Origin of the sequence: Thalassorhabdomicrobium marinisediminis (genome assembly GCF_003072065.1) — a bacterium.
Lineage (GTDB): Bacteria > Pseudomonadota > Alphaproteobacteria > Rhodobacterales > Rhodobacteraceae > Octadecabacter > Octadecabacter marinisediminis.
The window spans coordinates 203,154-222,540 of the sequence record NZ_QCYG01000003.1; the positions used below are offsets into that span (position 1 = coordinate 203,154).

At 66.2% G+C, this 19,387-nt stretch carries 20 protein-coding genes; 8 read left to right on the forward strand and 12 right to left on the reverse strand.

What is annotated here, in order from left to right; all coding sequences use genetic code 11:
- Positions 1 to 2: 2 nt before the first annotated feature.
- A complete protein-coding gene (gene pyk, locus DC363_RS05495; protein ID WP_108640127.1) occupies positions 3 to 1,448 on the reverse strand; it encodes a pyruvate kinase in 1,446 nt (481 codons plus the stop codon).
- 106 nt (positions 1,449 to 1,554) lie between these two features.
- Here pyk and DC363_RS05500 point away from each other — a divergent pair, with 106 nt between their 5' ends.
- Together DC363_RS05500 and DC363_RS05505 are read left to right on the forward strand one after the other, a co-directional pair.
- On the forward strand, positions 1,555 to 2,334 hold the full coding sequence (locus tag DC363_RS05500) for an N-formylglutamate amidohydrolase (RefSeq protein ID WP_108640128.1): 780 nt from the start codon (positions 1,555 to 1,557) through the stop codon (positions 2,332 to 2,334).
- On the forward strand, positions 2,321 to 2,644 hold the full coding sequence (locus DC363_RS05505) for a DUF1244 domain-containing protein (RefSeq protein WP_422396399.1): 324 nt from the start codon (positions 2,321 to 2,323) through the stop codon (positions 2,642 to 2,644). Before DC363_RS05500 ends, DC363_RS05505 begins: the two co-directional genes overlap by 14 nt.
- A 22-nt stretch (positions 2,645 to 2,666) precedes the next feature.
- On the opposite strand, the gene DC363_RS05510 is transcribed toward DC363_RS05505, so the two are convergent.
- The 5 genes from DC363_RS05510 to dgcN form a co-directional block, all read right to left on the reverse strand.
- Positions 2,667 to 3,311, reverse strand: coding sequence for an NADH-quinone oxidoreductase subunit E (locus tag DC363_RS05510; RefSeq protein ID WP_108640129.1), 645 nt, complete (start codon positions 3,309 to 3,311; stop codon positions 2,667 to 2,669).
- 6 nt (positions 3,312 to 3,317) lie between these two features.
- A complete protein-coding gene (locus tag DC363_RS05515) occupies positions 3,318 to 5,627 on the reverse strand; it encodes an OmpA family protein (RefSeq protein WP_146180746.1) in 2,310 nt (769 codons plus the stop codon).
- A gap of 95 nt (positions 5,628 to 5,722) precedes the next feature.
- Positions 5,723 to 6,583, reverse strand: coding sequence for a D-amino-acid transaminase (locus tag DC363_RS05520; protein ID WP_108640131.1), 861 nt, complete (start codon positions 6,581 to 6,583; stop codon positions 5,723 to 5,725).
- 106 nt (positions 6,584 to 6,689) lie between these two features.
- Positions 6,690 to 7,655: an N-acetyl-D-Glu racemase DgcA gene (gene dgcA / locus DC363_RS05525; RefSeq protein WP_108640132.1), complete on the reverse strand. Its 966-nt coding sequence runs from the start codon at positions 7,653 to 7,655 to the stop codon at positions 6,690 to 6,692.
- A 71-nt stretch (positions 7,656 to 7,726) separates the two neighbouring features.
- Positions 7,727 to 8,728: an N-acetyltransferase DgcN gene (gene dgcN, locus DC363_RS05530; RefSeq protein ID WP_108640133.1), complete on the reverse strand. Its 1,002-nt coding sequence runs from the start codon at positions 8,726 to 8,728 to the stop codon at positions 7,727 to 7,729.
- Positions 8,729 to 8,950: 222 nt separating this feature from the next.
- On the opposite strand from dgcN, the gene DC363_RS05535 reads away from it, so the two are divergent.
- From DC363_RS05535 to DC363_RS05555, 5 genes are all read left to right on the forward strand, one after another.
- Positions 8,951 to 9,907 carry an L-malyl-CoA/beta-methylmalyl-CoA lyase gene (locus DC363_RS05535; RefSeq protein ID WP_108640134.1) on the forward strand — a complete coding sequence of 319 codons (957 nt, stop codon included), beginning with the start codon at positions 8,951 to 8,953 and terminating at the stop codon, positions 9,905 to 9,907.
- An 80-nt stretch (positions 9,908 to 9,987) separates the two neighbouring features.
- A complete protein-coding gene (locus DC363_RS05540; RefSeq protein ID WP_108640135.1) occupies positions 9,988 to 10,248 on the forward strand; it encodes a hypothetical protein in 261 nt (86 codons plus the stop codon).
- A gap of 3 nt (positions 10,249 to 10,251) precedes the next feature.
- Positions 10,252 to 10,596: a hypothetical protein gene (locus DC363_RS05545; protein WP_108640136.1), complete on the forward strand. Its 345-nt coding sequence runs from the start codon at positions 10,252 to 10,254 to the stop codon at positions 10,594 to 10,596.
- Positions 10,597 to 10,705: 109 nt separating this feature from the next.
- On the forward strand, positions 10,706 to 11,668 hold the full coding sequence (locus DC363_RS05550; RefSeq protein ID WP_108640137.1) for an acetyl-CoA carboxylase carboxyltransferase subunit alpha: 963 nt from the start codon (positions 10,706 to 10,708) through the stop codon (positions 11,666 to 11,668).
- Complete coding sequence (locus DC363_RS05555) at positions 11,668 to 12,159, forward strand: hypothetical protein (protein WP_241962940.1); 492 nt, start codon at positions 11,668 to 11,670, stop codon at positions 12,157 to 12,159. The genes DC363_RS05550 and DC363_RS05555 overlap by 1 nt, the downstream gene beginning before the upstream one ends.
- On the opposite strand, the gene DC363_RS05560 is transcribed toward DC363_RS05555, so the two are convergent.
- Genes DC363_RS05560 through DC363_RS05580 form a run of 5 tightly spaced genes read right to left on the reverse strand, consistent with a single transcriptional unit; the run spans position 12,156 to position 15,618 of the window.
- Positions 12,156 to 12,698 (reverse strand): hypothetical protein, encoded by a 543-nt coding sequence (locus DC363_RS05560; protein WP_146180747.1) that lies wholly within the window; start codon positions 12,696 to 12,698, stop codon positions 12,156 to 12,158. The genes DC363_RS05555 and DC363_RS05560 overlap by 4 nt on opposite strands.
- Positions 12,698 to 13,297: a pyridoxamine 5'-phosphate oxidase family protein gene (locus DC363_RS05565; RefSeq protein ID WP_108640140.1), complete on the reverse strand. Its 600-nt coding sequence runs from the start codon at positions 13,295 to 13,297 to the stop codon at positions 12,698 to 12,700. The genes DC363_RS05560 and DC363_RS05565 overlap by 1 nt, the downstream gene beginning before the upstream one ends.
- A 13-nt stretch (positions 13,298 to 13,310) precedes the next feature.
- The gene (locus tag DC363_RS05570; RefSeq protein ID WP_108640141.1) at positions 13,311 to 14,048 is read right to left on the reverse strand and encodes a lysophospholipid acyltransferase family protein; all 738 of its coding nucleotides are present in this window, start codon (positions 14,046 to 14,048) and stop codon (positions 13,311 to 13,313) included.
- Entirely contained in the window at positions 14,045 to 14,947 is a 903-nt protein-coding gene (locus tag DC363_RS05575) for a cell division protein FtsX (RefSeq protein ID WP_196778378.1), read from the reverse strand. The genes DC363_RS05570 and DC363_RS05575 overlap by 4 nt, the downstream gene beginning before the upstream one ends.
- Complete coding sequence (locus DC363_RS05580) at positions 14,947 to 15,618, reverse strand: cell division ATP-binding protein FtsE (RefSeq protein WP_108640143.1); 672 nt, start codon at positions 15,616 to 15,618, stop codon at positions 14,947 to 14,949. Before DC363_RS05580 ends, DC363_RS05575 begins: the two co-directional genes overlap by 1 nt.
- A gap of 186 nt (positions 15,619 to 15,804) precedes the next feature.
- On the opposite strand from DC363_RS05580, the gene DC363_RS05585 reads away from it, so the two are divergent.
- Positions 15,805 to 16,716, forward strand: coding sequence for a zinc-ribbon domain-containing protein (locus tag DC363_RS05585; RefSeq protein ID WP_108640144.1), 912 nt, complete (start codon positions 15,805 to 15,807; stop codon positions 16,714 to 16,716).
- A gap of 28 nt (positions 16,717 to 16,744) precedes the next feature.
- On the opposite strand, the gene DC363_RS05590 is transcribed toward DC363_RS05585, so the two are convergent.
- Complete coding sequence (locus DC363_RS05590) at positions 16,745 to 19,372, reverse strand: DUF4175 domain-containing protein (RefSeq protein ID WP_108640145.1); 2,628 nt, start codon at positions 19,370 to 19,372, stop codon at positions 16,745 to 16,747.
- Between the last annotated feature and the right edge of the window lie 15 nt (positions 19,373 to 19,387).

A 19,387-nucleotide genomic window follows, 5' to 3' on the forward strand; every position in this document is an offset into this window, starting at 1 on the left:
CCTTACTCGCCGGAAAAAATCAATCGTTCCTCGCACGGTGCCACGCGCAGGATGTTGGTGCTGCCCGGCGTGTTGAAGGGCACGCCCGCGGTCACGACCACCATGTCGGATGCCTCGGCGATGCCGCTGGCCTTGACCGCGCGGACCGCTTCGATCACGGCGGTCTTGAACCGGTCGACGACCTTGACGACCATGACGCAATTCGTCCCCCAGCTCAGCGCGAGCCTCCGCACGGTGGCGATGTCGCTGCTCAGGACCATGATCGGCACGCGGGGGCGTTCCCGCGCGGTCAACAGGGCCGTCGTGCCGGACTGCGAATAACAACAGATCGCCTTGATGTCGGCGGTCTCGGCAATCTCGCGCGCGGCGGCGACGATCCCGTTGGCGACGGTCTTGCCCGAGGTCTGGCGGGTCGCTTCGACCATCTCGGTATAGGTCGGATCAGCCTCAACCTCGATGGCGACGTTGTTCATGGTGGTGACCGCTTCAATCGGGAAGTCACCGGCCGCGGATTCCGCCGAGAGCATGATCGCGTCGGTGCCCTCATAGATCGCCGTGGCCACGTCCGACACCTCGGCGCGGGTCGGCATGGGTGATTCGATCATCGACTCGAGCATCTGCGTCGCGACGATCACCGGCTTGGCGGCCTCACGACATTTGAGGATCAGGCGTTTCTGGATAGGCGGCACGTTCTGCACTGGCAACTCGACGCCCAGATCCCCACGCGCGACCATGATGCCGTCGGACACCGCCAGAATGTCATCGAAGGCTTTGACGGCGGCGGGCTTCTCGATCTTCGAGAGCAGCGCTGCACGCCCCTTGGCCAGCTTGCGCGCCTCTTCCACGTCGGCGGGGCGCTGCACAAAGGACAGCGCCAGCCAGTCGACGCCCAGCTCGCAGACAAACTCAAGATCGCGGCGGTCTTTCTCGGACAGCGCGGCCAGCGGCAGCACCACGTCGGGGACGTTGACGCCCTTGCGGTTGGAGATCGTGCCCCCGACGAGAACCTCGCAATCGGCGAAGTCGCGGCCGCAGTCCTTCACCTTGAGCTTGATTTTGCCATCGTTGACCAGCAGGTGCGCGCCCGGTTCAAGCGCGTCGAAAATCTCTTTGTGGGGCAGTTGCACACGCTCATTGGTGCCGGGGGCGTCGTCGAGATCCAGCCGGAACGATTGCCCGACCTCAAGATCCTCGCCCGCGTCATTGGCGAAAACACCCACCCGCAGCTTCGGCCCCTGAAGGTCGGCTAGAATGCAGATCGGGCTGTCGAGGTCCTTTTCCACCTGCCGGATGATGCCATGCCGGATGCGGATTTCCTCATGGTCGCCGTGGCTCATGTTCAGGCGGAACACGTCGGCGCCGGCCTCGTGCAGGGCGCGGATCATCTTGTAATCGTCCGACGCCGGCCCGAGGGTGGCGACAATCTTGACGTTGCGATCGCGTTTCATGGTGCTATTCCTCGTGTCTGCGGCGAAGGCCGCGCGTGTTATCGCTAACGGCTCGGGCGCTTTATACCCGTTTCACCCGGCCCTACAACTGCACCACGGCAAACATATGAACAAGACCTTCCACCCCACCACGTCCCACACGCCCTTTCATATCCACGGGGGCGACCGCCAGTCGCGCTGGTTGATCACCTGCGATCACGCGGCCAACACGGTGCCTGCCTGCGTGGGCGGGGGCGATCTGGGGCTTGCCCCTGCGGATATGGAGCGCCACATCGCCTATGATGTGGGCGCGGCGGGGGTGACGCGGGCGCTGGCCGATGCGCTGGGCGCGCCCGCGGTGCTGTCGAACTTCTCGCGGCTGGTGATCGATCCGAACCGCGGGCTGGACGATCCGACGCTGCTGATGAAGCTTTACGACGGCTCTGTGATCCCGGCCAACCGCGACGCGGACGCGGTCGAGAAGGCGCGGCGGGTCGATGCGTTCTACACGCCCTATCACCAGGCCGTCGCCGATTGTGCCGCGCGGCGCGACGATACGGTCGTGATCTCGGTCCACAGTTTCACGCCTCGGCTGAACGGACGCCGCCCGCGCCCCTGGCACATCGGCATCCTGCATGCCTTCGACAACCGGCTGGCGGAGCCGCTGATCGCGCTGCTGCGCGAAGAACCGGACCTTTGCGTCGGTGACAACGAACCCTATGCGGGCCACCTGCCCGGCGATTCGCTGGACCGACATGCCCTGCAGACGGGCCGCGCCAATGCCTTGGTTGAACTGCGCAATGATCTGATACAGTCTGAAGCGGACCAACAGCACTGGGGCGCGCGTCTGGCACCGATCCTGCGCGCCGCCCTGTCCCGAATGGAGGCCGCCGATGCCGCAGATTGACCCGCAAACGCAAATCGAACTGGAAGCCGCCGCCTTCCGCCGTTTGCAAAAGCACTTGATGGAAGATCGCACCGATGTGCAGAACATCGACCTGATGAACCTTGCCGGATTCTGCCGCAACTGCCTGAGCCGCTGGTATCAGGAGGCGGCCGCCGAACGCGGGATCGAGATGAGCAAGGACGAGGGGCGCGAAGCGTTCTACGGGATGACCATGGCCGAGTGGAAGGCCAACCACCAGACGCCATCCACCCCCGAACAGGATGCCGCATTCACGCAGGCCTTCGCCGAGAACGTCACCGATAAGTCCTGAGCCTTGCGGTCCGCCGGGGCCATTAGCGGTGTTTAAACACCGGCTCCCCCGCCCCTGACAGCGTTTGCGCCTGCGTGACCCAATCGTCGCGCGCGATACGCCCCTTCGGCCCACCAAGATGGCTTTCCATCCAAGCGATATTCTCGGGCGTCCACGCAGCGATCTGGTCATAATGCCAGATACCCAACCGGTTGCAGGCGGTCGCGATCTTGCGTCCGACGCCCTTGATCCGGGTCAGATCGTCCGCAATGCCGTCGCGCGGTTCAGCCAGCGTGTCCGGCTTTCCGGTCTTATCAGGTGTCGGCTGAGGGGCTGTCCTGAGCGGGTTCGGTGCGGCAATGGGGGCCAGACCCGGGACCGGCTGGGGCGTCACGGCTGCCTGTGCGGGCACCTCACCGGGGGCCAGCGCCGCCTCGGGCCGGCGATAGCCTCCGCCCTGCATCGGCGGGATGTCCTCACCCGCGTCATCAGCCCAGGCGGCCTGGACGCGGGCGCGTTGCAACTCGGCCCGCAGGCGCTGGATTTCGTCGTTGCGGGCGGTCAGGTCACGCGCGGCGGCAGAGCGACCGCCCCAGATCAGCCAGCCCGAGAGCACACCGACCAGCCCCGCCAGCGCCAGAAGCCCCCAGATCTCGGCCAGCAGAAAGGTCATGCCCTCAAGCGTCATCGCGCGCTACTCCTCTGCCGCATCCGGGGTTTCTTCAGGGTCGGTTTCCGTGGCCTCTGACTCTTCTTCGCCCGCGTCATCGAGTGCGCCTGCGCCAGTCTCACCCTCATCAGTGCCAGCGTCGGCGCTCCCCTCCGCATCGGTGGCCTCATCTGTCGCCAGGCCATCGGCCTCCCCCTCGGGCGAGGTCCATCTCAGCGTCGTCCGCCGGTTGGCCGCCCGCCCCTCTTCGGTTTCGTTGTCCGCAATCGGCTCGGACTGCCCGTAGCCCACGGCGGTCATCGCCGCCCCGTCAAGATCGCGCGACAGCAAGGCGGTCAGCACCGCATTGGCGCGATCGAAGCTAAGCGCCTGATTGATCTCTTCCGATCCGGTAGAATCGGTGTGGCCGCCGATCTCGAGCATCAGACCCGCGTCCAGACAGGGCTTGGCCACGGCGGCAATCGCGTTGATCGCGCGGATTGAGGTCGCATCCAGCCGGTCGGAGCCGGACAGGAAGGTGATCTTGTTCCGCGCCAGCACCGCATCGGCCTGTTCGGTGCAGGTTTCGGCATCGGGTTCGAAAGCCAGGACCGGAAGCCAGTATTTGCCGGTGAACACCTCTTCCAGACCGGTCGTCGCATTCCGGCGGGTGCTGCCCTCGGGCAGGGTCACGTCAGACGGGGCGATGGAAAAGGCCACGGTGGCAGGCAATTTCTCGGCCAGATCGACCGCCATAACGTCCAGCTCAACCCCCGGCGTGGCCACCAGATCCAGCGCGGAGCCGCCCCCCTCCCGCGCAAAGGTCAGCGTTTCCACCTCGGGCAAGACCTCAGACAGCACGTCAAGCACGCCAAGGCTGCCTTGCGTCTCGCTGTCCTCGGCCGCCACCGCAGGCGCGCCCGCGATCTCAACCCCCAGCGCGGCTTCCATGTCCGCAACGCTCAGCCCCGCGGGCAACCGCCCTTCGACGTGGGCACCATCGGTGGTGGAAAAACGCAAGGTCCAGGCGGCGGGGCTGCCATCGTCAAGATAGGTGATGTCGCGGGTGATGGTGACACTGTCGGCCACCGAGGCCAGCACGTCATCCATCAGTACCGCAACCTGCGGCGTGGTGGCGGTGCCGGTCAGGTGGATCGCCTCGGCATCGACCTGCACCCGGCCCGTGTCCAGCAGGGCGAGTGCGGCAATCCCCGCGTCGGCATTGCGTCGGAACGCCACGGCCCCGTCCGCCTGCGGATGCTCGTCCAGATCAAGGCTGGGCTCCACCCCGGCTGGGCCATTGGGCACGAAGCCTTCGGGCACCGCTCCGGTGGCGGTGGCAGTCTCGCCGTCCCAGTCCATCACCAGACCGACCGGCTGAACCTCTTCCACCACCGTCAGGTCCTGCGTCACGTCGAACGCATCGGGGATTTCGCCCAACATGGCTTGCGCCTTCTCCACCGCGTCAGGCGCGCCCGACCCGGTGAGCGTGACCGCGTCGCCCTCAATCTCGAGCCGCCCCTCGACCAGCGCGCCCAGCGCCTCAATCGCGGCCCGCGCCATGGCCGGCCAGGCGGTGTTCTCGGCGGTGCGCACCGACTGCGTCACGTCAACGGCCCCGTTGCCCAAGATTACCTCCGACACCGCTTCCGGCAGATCTGCGGGCACCTTGCCCTGCCCCGAGAGGCGTCCGTCGTCCAGCGTCAGGCTCAGGCGCAGCGGCGTGCCGTCATCCTCGACCTCGATCTCATCGGCGACGGTATAGGCCTTGGGAAGCGCGTCGAGTGTGGCCTGCAACGCCTCAGCCTCGCGTGGGGTGGGGGCGAGCGCGGCGAGCGTGATTGCGCGATCCGACAACATCACCTCGCCCGAGCGCAACGGCGCGAGCGCTTCCGCAAGCGTGGCCACGACCTCAGCCCAATCCTCATCTGGCGCACCGGTGGCGAGCGTCAGATCCGCCTCGTCCCCGTCGGGAAATCCATCGATCAAGGCCGCTTTCGCCGCGTCATCCGGCACGGGGCCCGCAACCGAAATCGCGCCCTCCTCCGTCCGGCGCAGGGTCAACTCATAAGGCGAGGCCAGCGGCAGGGTCTCGACCTCGAACGCCACCTGACGCAGCCCGTCGATCCGCTCGAACTCCGCGAGCCTGTCCACGTAAGCTGCCAGATCCGTCACCGTGCCGGTCACGCGCAGATCCCGCCCGCGCACCTCGGTTTGAAGCGCGTCGGGCGCGGCGGCCTGCCGCGCCACTTCGGCCAGTGCGCCTTCGATCCGGGGCGCGGCCGACGTCGTCGCCCACAGACCCAATCCGCTGATACCAAACCCGAAAACTACACACCCCAACAGCTTGCGCACGGTCCCTCCGATCTCTCGTCACGTCCATGAATGACGCACGGTCACTATGAACGCGGCGACAGGGGTCATGCAAGCAGGCTGCGGCGCGGCGGCAATCAGACGGCGGCCTTGCGGCTTTCCTCAAGGTAGATGTCGCGCAACCGACCGGCCACCGGACCGGGGGCACCACTGCCAATGGCCGCGCCGTCGATCTCGACCACGGGCATGACGAAGGTCGAGGCGGAGGTGACGAACGCTTCATCCGCCTGCTGCGCCTCTTTGATGGTGAAGGCGCGCTCCTCAACCTTCATCTGCGCCTCACGCGCGAAGCGCAGCACCGCCGCGCGAGTAATTCCGTGCAGGATGTCGTTGGACAGGTGCCGTGTGATGATCGTGTCGCCCTTGACGATATAGGCGTTGTTCGACGTGCCCTCGGTCACGTGGCCGTCTTCGACCAGCCACGCATCGTCACAGCCCGCCGCCTTGGCCATCATCTTGCCCATGGAGGGATACAGAAGCTGCGTCGTCTTGATGTCGCGCCGCCCCCAGCGCTGATCCTCGATCGAGATGATCTTGAACCCTTCGCGCGCCTTCGGGTTGTCCGCCAGACCGGGCTTGTTCTGGGTGAACAGCACCAGCGTCGGCTTCACGCTGGCGTCGGGATAGACAAAGTCGCGGTCCCCGGCGCTGCCGCGGCTCACCTGCAAATAGATCATGCCCTCATTGATGTCGTTCCGGCGCACCAACTCGCGGTGAATCTCGAGCAGGTCGTCAAAGGCGTCGGGCTTTTGCATGTCCAATTCGGCTAGCGACCGCTCCAGCCGTTTGGCGTGGCCTGCGAAATCGATCAGCTTGCCATCCAGCACCGAGGTGACTTCATAGACCCCGTCCGCCATCAGGAACGACCGGTCGAAGATCGAGATCTTCGCCTCCTCCTCGGGCAGATAGTCTCCGTTGAGATATACGATACGGCTCATGCGGTGGTCTCCTTGAAAGTGCGTATGCGTCCGACACGGTCGGGACGGGAATAGGGGATCGGTCAGCCCGGTGAAAGGACCTCTGTGGTGGCAACCACCCGCGGTCTCAGCCCCACAGGGCCGCCTGTGGTGGATGCACGCCCGCTGCATCGAAAGTCAGCGGCGCGTCACGGTCTTCGGCCAACAGCAGCGGCCCGTCCAGATCGACGATCTCGGCGCCTTGGGCCACGATTGTTGCGGGGGCCATGGCCAGCGATGAGCCGACCATGCAGCCGACCATCACCTCGTAGCCTTCGGCCCGCGCGGCCTCGTTCAGGCGCAGCGCCTCGGTCAGCCCGCCGGTCTTGTCGAGCTTGATGTTCACCATATCATATTTGCCCTTGAGCGCGGGCAGGGACGCGGTGTCATGGCAACTTTCATCGGCACAGACCGGAAGCGGCCGCGCGATCTCGCCCAACATATCATCCTGACCAGCTGGCAAAGGCTGCTCAACCATCGCCACGCCCAGACGAAGCAGATGCGGCGCAAGGTCGGAATAGACCTCGGCGGTCCAGCCTTCGTTGGCATCGACGATAATCCGGCTGTCGGGCGCACCTGCGCGGACCGCCTCCAGCCGCGCCATGTCGTCCGGCGTGCCCAGCTTGATCTTCAACAAGGGCCGGTGCGCATGCCGCGCCGCCGCCTGCTGCATCTTCTCGGGCGTATCCAGCGACAGGGTAAACGCGGTGACACAGGGCCCCGGCGCGGGCCGGTCCAACAGCTCCCAGACGCGCTTGCCCGCGGCCTTCGCCTCAAGGTCCCAAAGCGCGCAGTCCACCGCGTTGCGTGCGGCACCGGGCTCCAGCAGATCGTAAAGCGCCCCGCGCGTGACATCCGCGGGCAGCCCTTCGATCTGCGCCGTCACGCTCTCCAGTGTCTCGTCGTAGCGGGCATAGGGCACGCATTCGCCCCAACCCGCCGCGCCATCCCGCGCAATGCGCACGGTCAGCACCTTCGCCTCGGTCCGCGACCCGCGCGAGATGGTGAACACCTCGGCCAGTCGGAACACATCCTGCTCTACGGTGATGGTCATCGCCGCCCCCTGCTTCTCTGGTTCCTCAAATACCTCCGCCGGAGGCTCCGACGGTGGCCGGTCTCGCTGACCTACACGGCCTCGAGCGCATCCACCAGCCGCGCGCCCCCATGGCGGAACGGATCCACCGCCGGCAGGCCCATGCGCGCCTCGACCTCGCCCAGATAGCTGTTCGCCTCATCCTCTGACAGATGCTGCGTGTTCACCGAGATGCCCACGACCTGACAGTCCGGATTAGCCACCCGCGCCATCTGCAACGCGGTATCACGCAGCATTTCCAGCGACGGCAGGTCATAGTCGGGCAGGCCGCGCATGTGTTTGCGCGTCGGCTCATGACACAGCACCAGCGCGTCCGGTTGGCCACCGTGGATCAGCGCCATGGTCACCCCGGAGTAACTCACATGGAACAGGCTGCCCTGCCCTTCGATGTGGTCCCAGTGGTCGCTGTCGTTGTCCGGCGTCAGATACTCAACCGCACCGGCCATGAAATCGGCCACCACCGCATCCAGCGGCACGCCCCCGCCGGTGATCAGGATGCCCGTCTGCCCCGTGGGCCGGAAGGTCGATTTCATCCCGCGCTTGCGCATCTCGGCGTCCATCGCAAGGCCGGTGTACATCTTGCCCACCGAACAATCGGTGCCCACGGCCAGACAACGCTTGCCGCCGCGTTTGACGCCGTTGGCGATCGGATAGGCAACGGAAGGCACCCGCACGTCGTGCAGCGTCCGCCCCGAGGCCTCGGCCGCCGCCACAAGATCTGGCTCGTCCTTCAGCAGGTTATGCAGGCCCGAGGCAAGATCGAAGCCCATCTCCAGCGCCTGCACCAGCACGTCCTTCCAGCTTTGCGCGATGACCCCGCCACGATTCGCCACGCCGATCACCAGCGTGCGCGCGCCAGCGTCCCACGCCTCTTGCAGGGTCAGGTCGTTCAGCCCCACATCCGCGCCACACCCCGGCAGGCGGAACTGGCCGACCGCATTCTCGGGGCGCCAATCCTTGATCCCTTGCGCCACTTTCGCAGCCAGAGCGTCCGGCGCATCGCCGAGGAACAGAAGATAGGGGGTGGGAATCATGAAAGCCTCCAATGTGTTTCGCGCAGCCTGAAGCGTCACCGGTGCGAAATGATACTGAATGTCACGCCTTCGGCAGATAAGTCGGGATATTTTTCGACATTTACTGAAGTTCTCGCAAGAATATTCTGCGGTATAGGCGCAATGCGCCTATTGCGGGTCGTCGCGCAATATTCTACCCCTTCGTCGAGAGATAAAGAAACATCATTACCCAGAGGCTTCCCAATGTCCTTTCGTCTGCAACCCGCCCCCCTTGCCCGTCCGAACCGGTGCCAGCTTTTCGGTCCCGGATCGAACACGAAGCTTTTCGAGAAGATGGCCGCCAGTGTTGCGGATGTCATCAACCTCGACCTTGAAGACAGCGTCAGCCCGTCGGACAAGGACAGCGCCCGCGCCAATGTGATCGAGGCGATCAACACCGTCGACTGGGGCAACAAGACCCTCAGCGTGCGAATCAACGGGCTCGACACGCCCTTTTGGTATCGTGACGTCGTCGACGTGCTGGAACAGGCAGGCGACCGGCTGGACCAGATCATGATCCCCAAGGTGGGCTGTGCCGCCGATGTCTATGCGGTGGACGCGCTGGTCACCGCAATCGAAACCGCCAAAGGGCGCAGCAAGAAAATCACCTTCGAGGTGATCATCGAATCCGCCGCCGGTCTTGCCCATGTCGAAGAAATTGCCGCCGCCTCGCCCCGGATGGCCGCGATGAGCCTTGGGGCCGCCGATTTTGCCGCCTCCATGGGCATGCAGACCACCGGCATCGGCGGCACGCAGGACAATTACTACATGCTGCACGGCGACACCCGGCACTATTCCGACCCGTGGCACTGGGCGCAGACCGCGATTGTCGCCGCCTGCCGCACCCACGGCGTCTTGCCCGTCGATGGCCCCTTCGGGGATTTCTCCGACGACGAAGGCTACCGCGCGCAGGCCCGCCGCTCGGCCACGCTGGGCATGGTGGGCAAATGGGCCATCCACCCCAAACAGATCGCCCTCGCCAATGAGGTGTTCACCCCCTCCGACGAGGCTGTGGCCGAAGCCCGCGACATCCTTGCCGCGATGGAAGAAGCGACCGCCCGCGGCGAAGGGGCCACGGTCTACAAGGGGCGGCTTGTTGATATCGCCAGCATCAAACAGGCCGAAGTCATCGTCAAACAATCGGAAATGATCAACGGATAAGCGCGGGCGCGGTGGCGGGGCATTGAAGTCGGCACGGGCGGCCTTAGGTGTTTGAGGACCCGACAGGAAAGCGCGCTCTGATGAAACATATCGCCGGCCTTCTCTCTGCGCTGTTTGGCGCGGGCCTTGCTGTCTTGGCCATCACGCTGGCGAGCAAGCCGTCGAACCAGCCCCTGCGCTTTGATCCGCTCGACGCGCTCTCGACCTATGTCTTTTCTTTCTCATGGGTCGGTGGGGCCTTAGGGATGGTTCTTGGCGCGGCCCTGCTGCTGGGCTACCTCGCCCTGTGGTATGCGGCGGGAGTCCGGATTTTCAAGCTGGCCCGATCGCAGGAAAGGTGAGCGATGCCCATTGCGTTCCCCCGTGAAAAGGACAGCGAACCCTTCGCCTGGGGGCTGTCCGGCCCCTACCCCGCCGAGGTGTGGGAGAGGTTTTCGCCCCGCTACGAAGCCCAACTTGAACGGCTTGCCCGCATCCTGACCGACATGGGGTTTGATCCGTGGGTTGGCGGCGCGGGATCGGAGGACGGGGAATACGTCCGCGCGCCCTACGGCGAAAGCGACCGCATCGTGTTCTTCCACCACCTCGAAGATCCCGCCGACGCGCGGTTCATCGCCGCGCTGAGCGACGCCGAGTTGCGGCAGTGGATCAAGACCACGTGGCTCGACGCGCTACAGGACGCGCCCTAGCGCTTATGGGGCGGGATTGCCGCCGCCCGCGCGCGCCGATCAAGCGGCCCGTTGCATCCCCCCGCCCCTCCCCCTTATATCGGGCGCAGCATTTATTGGAGCCGCACCCATGACCAACTACCTCGACTTTGAGAAACCCCTGGCGGAGATCGAAGGCAAGGCTGCCGAATTGCGGGCGCTGGCCCGCCAGAACGAGGAGATGGACGTCGAAGCCGAGGCGCAGGCGCTCGACAAGAAGGCGTCGGACCTGCTCGACACCCTGTACGCCAACCTCACGCCGTGGCGGAAATGCCAAATCGCGCGCCATGCGGACCGGCCCCATTGTAAGGATTACATCGACGCGCTGTTCACGGAATACACGCCACTGGCCGGGGACCGGAACTTTGCCGACGACCACGCGGTGATGGGCGGTCTGGCACGGTTCAACGACACGCCGGTGATGGTGATCGGGCACGAGAAGGGCAACGACACCAAAAGCCGCATCGAACGCAATTTCGGCATGGCCCGCCCCGAAGGCTACCGCAAGGCGATCCGCCTGATGGACATGGCCGACCGCTTCGGCATTCCCGTGGTGACGCTGGTGGACACGCCGGGCGCCTATCCGGGCAAGGGCGCCGAAGAGCGCGGGCAGTCCGAGGCGATTGCCCGCTCGACCCAGAAGTGCCTGCAACTGGGCGTGCCCCTGGTCAGCGTCATCATCGGTGAAGGTGGCTCGGGCGGGGCGGTGGCCTTTGCCACGGCCAACCGCGTGGCGATGCTGCAGCACAGCGTCTATTCGGTGATCTCGCCCGAGGGCTGCGCCTCGATCCTGTGGAAGGACGCCGAGAAGATGCGCGAAGCGGCCGAAGCGCTGCGCCTGACCGCGCAAGACCTCAAAGAGCTGGGCGTCTGCGACCGGATTATCGACGAACCCACCGGCGGAGCCCATCGCCACAAGAAGGCCGCGATCGACGGCGTGGGCGCGGTGATCCGCGCAATGCTGGACGACCTGTCGGGGCAAGCGCCCGACGTGCTTCGCCAGTCGCGGCGGCAGAAATACCTCGACCTCGGGAGCAAGGGGCTCGCCGCGTGATGCGGCTGGCCGCGGCGGTGATCTGCTGCGGGCAGATGGCAGCGGCGGGTGGCCTGATGGACCGCACCGTGACCTTCGGCGCGCTGGCCTACGATCAGGCCGACGCGCCGATTTTCGTGGGCGACCGGCATCCGGCGGTGGTCAGCGACCGCATCGAATACGGGCTGCGCCCCGAGGGCGCACAGAACGGCTGGGACATCGTGCCCGCGATCATCGACATCCGCGACCAGCAGATCATCGTCACCTATCCCGACACCGTCGGCGGCCAGTTCCCCGCGCCGGCGTTCAACGGCTATGTGCTGGATTTTCTGACCGAATGCGTGCTGTTCAACGGCGCGGGGCAGGATCAGGACAACTCGACGGTGACGCTGGCCGATGACGCGATCTTCGTCGAAGGCTCGCGGCTTTATGTGAACATGGCCGGGTTGGATTTCGGCCCGCAGACCTTCGTTGTCGTGGATGTCGACGTGGCGGACTGCCCGCTGAGTTAATCGTGCGCCGGGGCCACGGCGAGCACCGAAGCGACCCGCCCCGGGCTGGCCACCATGAGCACCCGCAGCCCTTCGGTCGGGGCGCGGTCCGCACCATACCAGCCGATGCTGCGCGGCCCGTCGCGCAAGGTTTCGACATCGGGGACGAGCGGCGCGAAGGGTGCAATCAGCTCGGTGTAGCGGGGAATAAAGCCCGAAGGCTCGACCTCGAACACAGTGGGGGAGACGCTGGCAGAGGTCGACTTGACCTCGCAAAAGCGCAGCCCGTCGTAGATGCCCCATTGCGCGACGAAACGTCCGTCATGGATCAGCCGCGCCGCGCCATCGCTCACCCCCTCGCGCGGCTCAATCGCGTCATAGACACCGGGCGCGCGGCCCATGTCCGCGAAGGGCGCGGGGCCGGATTGCACGTAAGGCAGACAGTGATCGCCAAGGACGGCCGCAAGCAGGTCATCGTCGCGCACGGTGGTCAGCGCATAGAACAGCCAGACCGCCAGCGCCGCCAGTCCGGCGCCCACCACAAAGCCTGCGCTTTTCATCACCACATCCGCGTCTTGGCGCGTGCGTCGTAGCCCGCGTCATAGCCTTCGGCGTCGAAATCGGCCTGTTGCTCTTTCACGAATTGGCCCGCCGTGGGCAGGTCCCGGCGCGGCGCGGCGGTCCAGAGTTCCGACCGCATGATCGCCTTGGCGCATTGGTAATAGACTTCACCCACAGTGATCACGATCACCGTGCGGGGGTGCTTGCCGCCCTGCTCGAAGCTTTGGGTCAGCTCGGGATCGTCGCTCAGCACCGCGGTGCCGTTGATGCGGATCACATTCGTCGCTCCGGGCACCATGAACAGCACGCTGATGCGCCCGTCGGTGACGATGTTGCGCAAAGTATCCATGCGGTTGTTGCCGCGCCAGTCCGGCAGATGCAGCGTTGTGTCGTCCACCACCCGTGCGACGGGGCCGACGTCGCCCCGCGGGCTGCCATCGGTGCCCTCGGCCCCTGCGGTGGACAGCACGCAGAACCGCGCGGCATTGATCCATTCGGTGTAAAGCGGCGTCAGTCGGCTCACGACCTTGTCCAGCACCACCTGTAGCGGCGCGTCATACAGCGCTTCAAGCTCTGTGATATCGGTCACGGTCTTCACGGTGCACCCCCCCTCAGGTTGCAAGCGCGCGATACTGGGCGTCGCGGATCAAGGCATCAGAGCGGGTTTCCACGGCCTCTTCCAAATGCTGCATGAAAGGCTTCAGCGGCATGCCCGCCGGAATACGCGGCAGGAAATCGACCACCGCAACCCCGGGATGCCGGTAGATCCCGCGCTTGGGCCAGAAGACACCGGCGTTGGTCGCCACGGGGACGCAGTCCTGCCCCAGCTCTTGATAAAGAACGCCCGTGCCGACCTTGTAGGGCGCCTTGACCCCCGGTGCCACGCGCGTGCCTTGGGAGTAGATGATCAATTGCCCCGGCAGGGCGCGTCCGGCTGCCACGTCGGCGACCATCTTCTTGATCGCGTGCCCGCGCTTGCCCCGTTTCACCGGAATGCAGCCGATGCGCAGGCCGAACTGACCCAGAATTGGCGCGTATTTCAGGATGTCTTTCATGATGAACTTGCCCCGCGGCAGCGCCCCGTAGATCATGATCACGTCCAGAAACGACTGGTGTTTCGCGGCGATCAGCACCTCGTCCGTCGGCACCTCTCCGCGCACTTCGCACTTCAGGCCGATCATCCAGCCCGCGGTCCATGTCACCCAGTCGCAATAGGCGTGACAGGCCGAGATGGCGCCCCGGCGCGACACCAGCGCAGGGATCGTCCAGAGCACGCCGATCACCAGCATCGCCACATACATCTGCGCGTTGAACACCAGCGACCGCAGCCATTGGACCGCATATTTCATGATTGTTCCCTCAGGGTTTTCAACGCAGCTTGCCGTGTCGCGACGAAGGCCACAAGGGCCGCAAGGATCGGGATCACCAGCGGCCAGAGCCAATGCAGCCCCTGAAACCCCAACCCGGTGAGGAACCCGCCCGCCGCATCGGTGCGCGGCAGAAGCATCACAGCGAGCGTGCCCGCAAGAGTGCCAAGCGCCGCGCCGATCAGCGCCCGCAGCGTGAAGCGGCGCACGAAGGCGCGGGCGATGTAGATGTCTTTTGCCCCCACCAGCCGCATCACGCGGATCACCTGCGCATTGGCCGCCAGCGCCGCATTGGCCGCCAGCGTGATCATCGCGGCGGTGGCCACGGCGATCAGCCCCATCGAGACCAGCCCGAGCAGCCGCAAACGGCCCGCCGCCTCGATCAGCGGCTCACGCCAGCGGGTGTGATCGTCAAGCACGGCGCCCGGCACCTCGGCCTGCAACCGGGCACGCAATCCAGCCGGGTCATAACCGTCGGCATCCTCGATGATCTCGATCAACTGCGGCACCGGCAGGCTCTCGATCGGGAGATCGGGCCCGAACCACGGGGCCAGCAGGGCGCGTTGCTCATCCGCGCTCAACGCGCGGGCTTCAGCCACGCCGGGGGTGGTCTGCAACACGCGCAGCGCGGCCTCGGTCTGGGCGTCCAGCTGGCCTTGCGGCGCGGAAATCCGCAAGGTCGAAGTCTGGGCAAGTTCCGCCGCCCAGCGATCCGCAAGCCGCCCAGTCGCAAGGGACAGCGCCATCGCGAAGACCGCAAGGAACGCCATCGCGCCGGCGGTCAGCACCGTCAGCCGCGCGGTGAACCCCGTGGGCGGCACCGCGCGCTCGGCCTGCGGGTCACCGGCCAGAAGGTCGAACAGGCGGCGCAGCCGTTGCATCACAGGTCCGCCCCCGCCAGATGCAGCTTGCGATCGGCAAGCCGCAGCACGCGGGCTGAAACATGGGGCTTGGCGGCGCGGATCAGGCTCATATCATGGGTGGCGATCAGCACGGTCTTGCCCATCTTGTTCAACTCGACCAGCAGCGCGAGCAGCCGCTGCGACATTTCGGGATCGACGTTGCCGGTGGGCTCATCGGCCAAAATCACCTCGGGCGACATGATCACCGCACGGGCCAGCGCCGCGCGCTGCCGCTCGCCTCCGGACAATTCCGGCGGACGTTGCGCCGCCTGCCGGGTCAGCCCCACCCAGCCCAGAAGGTCGCGCAGATCGTCAGGCATCGCCGGCAGGCCCGCAACCGTCAGCGGCAAAGCGATATTCTCGGCCACCGGCAGATGGTCAAGGAACTGGCAATCCTGATGCACCACGCCGATGCGCCGCCGTGTCAGCGCCACCGCATCGCGGTCCAGCGCGCGGGCGTCCTCTCCGAACAGGCGCACCTGCCCGGCGGTGGCGATCAACTCTCCGTAGCATAGCTTGAGAAGCGTGGTCTTGCCGGTGCCAGACGGGCCGGTCAGGAAATGGAACGAACCGGGCGCGAGCGACAGATCAAGGCCGGAAAACAGCTCTCCTCCGCCGTAACTGTAGGCCACATTGTCAAGCTCGATCACTGTCGGTCCCCGCTGTCAGGGCCGCGCGGGGCCCCGTTTCTGCCCCGTTCTGGCGCAAATGGGTCGCACATGCAATCTATGCGCCCCCTCAAACCGCGCTAATCCTTTGCGCTGCAAGGGTTTGACCAGTAACATTCCGGAAAGATTGCAGGCCCAAGGCCTGTGCGGAGGCAGAGGAACAGAACAATGCGGCTGATTTGCCCGAATTGCGGGGCGCAATACGAAGTCGGTGAGGATGTGATCCCGGACGACGGTCGGGATGTTCAATGCTCGAACTGCGGGCATACATGGTTTGAAACCCCGGGCGCATCGGCCGCCGCCGAAGCCCGTGCTGATCCGGCGGCCCCCCAGCCTGCGCCGCAAGCCCCGCCTGCGCCAGAACCGCAGCCCGAATTGACGCCGAAGCCGGAACCAGAACCCGAGCCTGAAGCCGAACCGGACCCCCGGCCTGAACCTGCGCCAGAGCCTGAGCCCGAACCGGAGCCCGAACCCCAGCCCGCCCCCGCGCCGCGCCGTCGCACGATGGATGACGACGTGGCAAGCATCCTGCGCGAAGAGGCCGAGTTCGAGAAAGCCGCCCGACAGGCCGAGGCCAACCTGATCGAGACGCAGCCGGACCTTGATCTGTCCCACGACCCGGAAGAGGATCGCCGCAGCCGTGAGGCGCGCGACCGTCTGGCCCGTCTGCGCGGCGACGCCGATCCGGTCACGCGCTCGGCCCCCGGCGCGGCGGCCGCGGCCGTGCCCGACCCGAACGCACCCCGTCGGGACCTTTTGCCAGATATCGAAGAAATCAACTCAACCCTGCGACAGGACGCCAGCACGCCGGACGCGCCCGCAGACCCGGAAGACCAGACCGAACGGCGCAGCGGCTTTCGGCGCGGCTTCACGCTCATGATCGCCTTCGCGCTGTTGGCCCTGGGCGCCTATGTCTTCGCCCCCCAGATCAGCGCCGCCGTGCCGCAGGCCGAGCCGGTGATGGCCTCCTATGTGGAATGGGTGAACGAAGGCCGCCTGTGGCTGGATGCGCAACTGCAGGACCTGTTGGACGACACCGGCGCTGCCGCCGACGCGGCCCCGGACAACGCTCAGGGCTGATTGGAAAGGGCTGATCAGAAAGTGCTGATCAGAAGCGGTCCAGCAACCGCCGCAGATAATCCAGTTCCAACTGCGGGCGGTCCTGCTCGGACGAGCGGTCGCGCAATTCCTGCAGCAACTCTTCGGCCCGACGGTTGATGTCGTCCTGCAACATGGAGTCTTCGCTGCCGACCTGTCCGTTGTTGCCCATCGCACGGCCCAGCGGATCGCGGCGCTCCGGCTCCGGCCGCCCCTCGGCGCGTCCGGTCTGGGTGCCCTGCCCTTCTTCAAGCTCGTCCATCTGGTTCTCGGCCAGCGCCTGACCGAGGTTGCGCATGCCGTCGCGCAGGGCGTCCATCGCCTCGGCCTGACGATCCAGCGCCTCGGCCAGATCGCCGTTACGCAATGCCTCCTCGGCCCCGTCCATGGCCCCTTCGGCCCGCTCCAAGGCCTGTTCGGCATTGTCGGCCGCCTCACCGCTCAGGCCGGGCAACCCGTTGCGCAGGCGGTTCAACCCGTCGCGCAAGGCCTCTTGCCGCTGGGCAAGGCTTTGCGGCGCGCCGCCGCCTTCACCGCCCGGTCCGGCCTCATCTGTCAGCCCGCCTTGGGCATTTTCGCCTTGGCCCTGACCCTGCCCTTGCTGCTGGCCCTGCTGGCCGGACTGCCCTTGCTGGCCGTCCTGACCCTGCTGGCCCTGTTGGCCCTGCTGCTGGCCTTGCTGGCCCTGTTGGCCTTGCTGACCCTGCTGGTTCTGCTGGCTCTGTTGCTGGCCCTGGTTGAACTGCTCTTGCAAGTCGCGGAAGGCATCGTCGCTCAGCTCCTGCTGGTCGCGCAGGGTGTCTGCAAGGTCGTCCATCGACTGCTGGCCGGGCGTGCGGGGGCCGCCTTCGCCGCCCTCGCCCTGCGTCACCTGCAGGTTCTCCATCAACTGGTTAAGCTGCTCCATCAGCTCCGCCGCCTCGGCCATGCGGCCCTCTTCCATCAGCTCCTGAATGCGGTCCATAAGGGCCTGCAACTCGTCCTGCGTAATCGACATGCTGTCCGATGGCTGATCCGGCTGATCGGTCTGGTCCTGCTGCGGCTCGGCGTTCTGGGCGAGCATGTTCATGTAGCCGTTCATCGCCTCGCGCAGCTCCTGCATCAGCTCGGCGATCTCCGCGTCGCTGGCCCCGTTGCGCATGGCCTCTTCCAGCCGCTCTTGCGCGCGCTCAAGCCGCGCCATCGCATCGGCCAGCGACCCTTCCTCAAGCTGGATGGCAAGCTCCCACAGGGCGTCAACGACTTCGGCCTGCACCTCGTCCGTCAGCTCCACGCCTTCGAAGGCTTCAAGACGGCGGATGATGTAGCGCAGCCGCAGATAGGTGGTCTCGTTCGGGAACAGATCCTCGGGCCGGTAGGACACGGCCCGCAACACCTGCGCCACGCGCGGCGCATTGGCTTTCGACCACAGCAGATCGCGGCGCTGCTCGACCACCGCGCGGGCAATCGGCTGGAAAAAGCGCCGCCCCGGCAGGATGAGCCGCTCAGGCGCGGTGCGGGCGGTCTGGCCCAACGCGTCCTCTACCTCAAGCGTGAGCGTAACGGGCAGGTTGGCCCAGGGATGTTCGCTGAAATCGTCGATCAGAAGCTCTTCGAAGTCCGCCCGGTTACCGGAGAACGGCATGGGCAGATCGACCACCACCTCGCCCCGCGGATCGGGATCGACCGCCAGGCCGTAACGCCGGTCCACGGCGTCGAGGTCCAGCGCAAGCGTCGCCTGCCCCGCCACAACGCCATAATCATCGCGCGCGGAAAACGGCAAGGACATCTCGCCCTGCGCATCGGCCTCGACGGGGCCGGTGAGCTCCACCTTCGGCGCTTCGTCGTCAAGCACCTGCACCTGCCACGACGCATCCGGTGCGCCCTCGATGGCGATCTCGCCCGATCGGATCACCTCGAACCCCTGCTGCTGGTCGGTCGCGGCGCCCAGATCCTCGGTCCGGCCCGACACGGTCTCCGCCACCGCGAGATCCCCGACCTCGCCATAAAGACGGATGGTGACAAAGGCCCCCTCAGGCACCTGTAGGCGGTCGGCGGCGATGTCGGCCAGATACAACGTCGGCTTGCCGGTGTAGGCGGGCGGCTCGATCCAGCCTTCCCAGACGGGACCCGTGGCGAGCGTCTGGCCCCCGCCCGGCGTGGCATCAAGCACCGAGCCCACCCGCCAGAGCGATCCGAACAGCAAGGCGACGATCAGCACCAGAAGCGCGATATAGCGCAGCCCGAACGGGTCCCGGTCCGAGACGCGCAAGTCCGGCTCAACCGCGCGCGCCTCGCGCGTGCGGTGCTCCATGCGCTGCAGATGCGCCCGCCAGACCGCTTCCGAGGCCGCATCGCCGGCCCCGATCACCTGCTCGTCGGAGAGCGCGGCAATCGGCCGCCCGGGCAGGCGCGCATCCACACGCGCGACCGCCTCGGCGCGGCTGGGCCAGCGCAACTGCCGCACCCCGCGGTACAGCGTCCACAGCAGCGCCAGCACGGCGATGACGGCGAAACTCCACACCGCTTCAAGGGGCAGATCGTCCTGCCAGCCCATGACAAGCGGCGCCAAAACCAGAAACAGGACCGTCCAGACCGGCCAGAACGCCTGCGTCACCCGCTCGGCCATCAGGCCGGCGCGGGTCAGGGCGATGGGCATTTTCAGATGCCGCGG

Coding starts and splice junctions, on each gene's coding strand:
- pyk (WP_108640127.1), bottom strand. CDS start 1,448: ATGAAACGCGATCGCAACGTCAAGATTGTCGCCACCCTCGGGCCGGCG.
- DC363_RS05500 (WP_108640128.1), top strand. CDS start 1,555: ATGAACAAGACCTTCCACCCCACCACGTCCCACACGCCCTTTCATATC.
- DC363_RS05505 (WP_422396399.1), top strand. CDS start 2,321: ATGCCGCAGATTGACCCGCAAACGCAAATCGAACTGGAAGCCGCCGCC.
- DC363_RS05510 (WP_108640129.1), bottom strand. CDS start 3,311: ATGACGCTTGAGGGCATGACCTTTCTGCTGGCCGAGATCTGGGGGCTT.
- DC363_RS05520 (WP_108640131.1), bottom strand. CDS start 6,583: ATGAGCCGTATCGTATATCTCAACGGAGACTATCTGCCCGAGGAGGAG.
- dgcA (WP_108640132.1), bottom strand. CDS start 7,655: ATGACCATCACCGTAGAGCAGGATGTGTTCCGACTGGCCGAGGTGTTC.
- dgcN (WP_108640133.1), bottom strand. CDS start 8,728: ATGATTCCCACCCCCTATCTTCTGTTCCTCGGCGATGCGCCGGACGCT.
- DC363_RS05535 (WP_108640134.1), top strand. CDS start 8,951: ATGTCCTTTCGTCTGCAACCCGCCCCCCTTGCCCGTCCGAACCGGTGC.
- DC363_RS05540 (WP_108640135.1), top strand. CDS start 9,988: ATGAAACATATCGCCGGCCTTCTCTCTGCGCTGTTTGGCGCGGGCCTT.
- DC363_RS05545 (WP_108640136.1), top strand. CDS start 10,252: ATGCCCATTGCGTTCCCCCGTGAAAAGGACAGCGAACCCTTCGCCTGG.
- DC363_RS05550 (WP_108640137.1), top strand. CDS start 10,706: ATGACCAACTACCTCGACTTTGAGAAACCCCTGGCGGAGATCGAAGGC.
- DC363_RS05555 (WP_241962940.1), top strand. CDS start 11,668: ATGCGGCTGGCCGCGGCGGTGATCTGCTGCGGGCAGATGGCAGCGGCG.
- DC363_RS05560 (WP_146180747.1), bottom strand. CDS start 12,698: ATGAAAAGCGCAGGCTTTGTGGTGGGCGCCGGACTGGCGGCGCTGGCG.
- DC363_RS05570 (WP_108640141.1), bottom strand. CDS start 14,048: ATGAAATATGCGGTCCAATGGCTGCGGTCGCTGGTGTTCAACGCGCAG.
- DC363_RS05575 (WP_196778378.1), bottom strand. CDS start 14,947: ATGCAACGGCTGCGCCGCCTGTTCGACCTTCTGGCCGGTGACCCGCAG.
- DC363_RS05585 (WP_108640144.1), top strand. CDS start 15,805: ATGCGGCTGATTTGCCCGAATTGCGGGGCGCAATACGAAGTCGGTGAG.
- DC363_RS05590 (WP_108640145.1), bottom strand. CDS start 19,372: ATGCCCATCGCCCTGACCCGCGCCGGCCTGATGGCCGAGCGGGTGACG.